The organism is Microcystis sp. T1-4 (genome assembly GCF_000297435.1).
Lineage (GTDB): Bacteria > Cyanobacteriota > Cyanobacteriia > Cyanobacteriales > Microcystaceae > Microcystis.
Window position 1 is genome coordinate 1 of sequence record NZ_CAIP01000163.1, and the last position, 3,571, is coordinate 3,571.

Genomic DNA, 3,571 nt, shown 5'->3' on the forward strand with positions numbered 1-3,571 from the left:
TTTACTCAATTCATCTACAGCTTTTTGATAGTTTTCGCTTTGAAAAGCATTACTAATTGCTTGCTGTTGAGCTTTTTCTTGTATTTCGATTTGTTGCAAATAATGAGACTCACTTAAACGAAGAGAGCGCAAAGAAAGATTTAGCTGTATTTTTTCCTCCTCGTCTAAGAGATGATCGTATAATCCACGTTTTAGCAATAGTTTGGCAATGATTGGACTGACATCAATTAAAACAAAAATAAAGGTAATGGAAAGGCTTGACCACCAATAAATACGTTTTTTCTTTCCTAACTTATCTAGTGTCTCAAGCTGAGTCATTATATCATCGGCTTTCGCTTTCTCAGCGACAATCTTCGCCAATTCAAGATCGCGTTTTTGTGTTAATGTCTTGATGCGATTGAGATTCTCTTTAATCTGAGTACCTAAATTTTGTTTGGTGCTTTCATATTCAGTCAGACTTTGCTGATATTTTTGCCATTTTTTGTCATAGACAGGGCCTCGGCCTAATTTTTTTGTACCAGAAGTTCCTTCTGCTTCTCCAATAACAGCCCGATAAGCTTCATCCATGTTTTGTCTTGAGTGATCTAGTTCGTTCTGCAATTTTTCATTGTCTTTTTCTAAGTCAGAAATTTCAGAATACTTCAGGATTAAACGCTCCTGGTTCTCTGACGCACTTTTTGAGTTTTGTTCAACCATTTCAGCCCGAATAGGTTTTTCAAAAATTTTCAGTTCCAAGGGTTTAGCAACAACAAAAGCGATAGAGATAGCGACTAATACCCGAACTGCTAGAAAGCCACTTTGTTCTGGACTCCACTTTTCCTCCTTCCGAGTGGTGGAAACTAAAAAGCGATCAAGATTGCCAATCATTAATCCCCAAAAGAAACCAAAGCCGATAGCCATCCTTGTGGAATTAAAAACAGTCCACAGGGCATAACCTCCACTGAGAGATGCTAGTACAGAGGTCAACAGAATTGTAAAACCGATCATGGCATATTTATTGTGATCGACTTGGCATCGTTCTAAAACCTTAATGTTTGCTCCCGCACAAAACCAAAGGAATTTCAGAGCAAAGCTTGCATTAGATTGAGGTAGAGATGTAGATTTCATATTGACCTCCTGATGGTTGGTGTGCCAATTCCTAAACTGGAACTGGATTTATTGTAAAAAGTTGTCTCGGTGATGTCAGTCCCCATCGAAGTAGAAATTATTTGCGTGAAGATGGAAAAAAGTAGAAATTATTTGCATGAAGATGGAAAAAAGTAGAATTACTGCGGATTCAGGTTCACTTTGATAAATCCTCCACGCTTCAAGGCTTATTTAACTAGAGTCGATGGGAAGTTGCCCCAATGAGCAGGAGGACAAAGCTGTGAGTGTGAGGACACTCAATGAGCGAGCGATCGTTTCAGACTCTTTTTCATGCTCAGTAAACTCAGTAAATTACATCAGTAAGCTCAGTAAAGTGTATTGACTCAGTGATTTCTGTATCTACCGCTACAAAATATGAAATACAAAAGTAGTCGTTCAGGAGGCGAAAATATGGTAGTGTGAGAAGGGTGATCGGGTTCAAAGCCCACGATTCGGTCAGTTTTGCCCAAGCACAACTCTGTGGGAACCATCTGATTGGACAAGTCTGTCAACGATATGGTGTCTCCCGTCTGCTTAGTCATTGGTATCGCAGATTCAGATACAGGCGGGAATTTTGCTCAAGCAAAAACCGATCGCTTCCTTCCTGAGCAGTTACTAAAGAATATCCCTTTATAAAAAAGTTAAGAAATGGAAAAACTGACTAGCTTGAACCAAAATAAGCTTATCCCTACAGCAGACAAGTATGAATTGGCCGATTGGCAAAAGGAAGTTTTTTTTGTAGCAGACAAATATCAATTGACCGATCAGCAAAGAGAGGTTTTTTTTCGCCGCTTTATTGAGAAAAAAACTTATCTACAAATAGCGAAGGAACTTGAAACAAGCGAAAATGCTTGTCAGAAGTGTATGGGAGAAGTTTATAAAAAGTTTAATATTACTGGAGAAACTAGAGGGAAGGAACGCCGTCTTATTCAGGCAATAAAGTCGATTATTGTTCCAAAGCTAAAAATCGGGGAAATTTTGGAAGTAAAAAACTTTAGACTTTCTTGCGAACTAAACCGATTAGCTGAAGCAGAAGTAACATTGTGGAATCCTAAAACGAAAAAACAATTTAAAGGAACATCTGTACAAAAAGGCTCAATTAACGCATTATACGAAGCTTTAACCGATTCATTAAGTCAGTCCCAGACCTTGCAGTTAGATAAGGCTTATAATTTTTTTCTTCACTGGGCGGGTTCACAAGATGAAGAAATAAACAATGATAAAAAAGTTCCTGTTACTGCTGCTGTTATATTTCAATACGGAATTAATTTTTATGTAGGAAAAGACAGAAATGAGGACACGATAACAGCTGCGTTTAATAGTGCTGTTTCTTCTGTCAATAACCTCTTAAACAAGAATCCAATTGATGCAGAAATAATTGCAAAAGAAGTTATTGGGACTGGAAAAATAAAAATTTATGGTCAAGCAAGAATTGAAATAATCATGAAGAGTTTAACAAAGATTTTTGAAGCAAAAGATAGAGAACCTATCTCTATCTCCGCAGTGAGTAGTGGCAGATTAATCTCTTGGTGGAACAGCGAGCTAGGACAAATTTTTAAACAATTCAATAAGGAATTAATTGATAAAAGAAAGGCTAATATCAAAAGGGTCTTTATCTTAAAAGATAAACCTTCCGATGAAATCGTACAAATCATGCAATCTCAAAAGCAGGATGGCATAAATGTGCGCTATATCCTCGAAGAAGATATACCGTCAGAGTGGCCATCCTTAGCTTCGATAAATCTCTTGGTCTGTGAAAACATAACAACTAGAGTGCAAGAAATTCCAGAAGACGGACATATATCCTGGGACCCATATGATATTCGCACCGATCAAATAAGGTTTGACTTGATATGGGAAAAAGCTAAGGATTTGAAGGAAAATATTTCAAACCCCAACAACCCAACTTATTCAGCGTGATTCAGACATGGCTAGAGGAAATAGAGGTGTAGATGAACTAAAAAGTTAGTCAATAGTGGGTAAAATGTTTGTGTATAGGACATTTTTTCCCCATGACTAAACCCTTAGACTCCCTGAAACAGCCCAATCCCTCAGAAAAAACAGCCCCTAGAGATGATTGGTTAGATAGCGAACTATCTCGTTTAGAAGATTATGAACCTTACGATTGGGGAGAAATAGATCCCTTAATGTTAGGCAAACCCGTACAATATGTTTCTAGTATTGGCTTAGTTGTCGAGGGTGGCAAAGATTGGGGTTGCTGATTTGCAATAGGAATCTTCTTGTGTGGGGTTTTTAAAACCTAGAGCTAAACTAACTTTTGGATAGGATGCACAGTTGGCATTCATAGCTTGAGTCAGCAACACCCCTCCCCAGCAACCCAAGTTAATCAGTGCGATTAAAACATGGCTAGAGGAAATAGAGGTTTAAGCGATGGTTAATCTTCTGTATCTTAGTCAGTTATACTAAGTATATCCATAACTTATAA

At 37.8% G+C, this 3,571-nt stretch carries 3 protein-coding genes; 2 read left to right on the forward strand and 1 reads right to left on the reverse strand.

Annotated elements, in window-relative coordinates:
- Positions 1–1,107 (reverse strand): DUF4407 domain-containing protein (locus MICAI_RS09840; RefSeq protein WP_157221743.1); only part of this gene is annotated, 1,107 nt, incomplete at its 3' end.
- A gap of 666 nt (positions 1,108–1,773) precedes the next feature.
- Here MICAI_RS09840 and MICAI_RS26405 point away from each other — a divergent pair.
- Together MICAI_RS26405 and MICAI_RS09850 are read left to right on the forward strand one after the other, a co-directional pair.
- Positions 1,774–3,045, forward strand: a complete 1,272-nt coding sequence (locus MICAI_RS26405) for a sigma factor-like helix-turn-helix DNA-binding protein (RefSeq protein ID WP_008201101.1) — start codon at positions 1,774–1,776, stop codon at positions 3,043–3,045.
- Positions 3,046–3,137: 92 nt separating this feature from the next.
- Complete coding sequence (locus MICAI_RS09850; protein WP_002761322.1) at positions 3,138–3,347, forward strand: hypothetical protein; 210 nt, start codon at positions 3,138–3,140, stop codon at positions 3,345–3,347.
- Positions 3,348–3,571 lie beyond the last annotated feature (224 nt).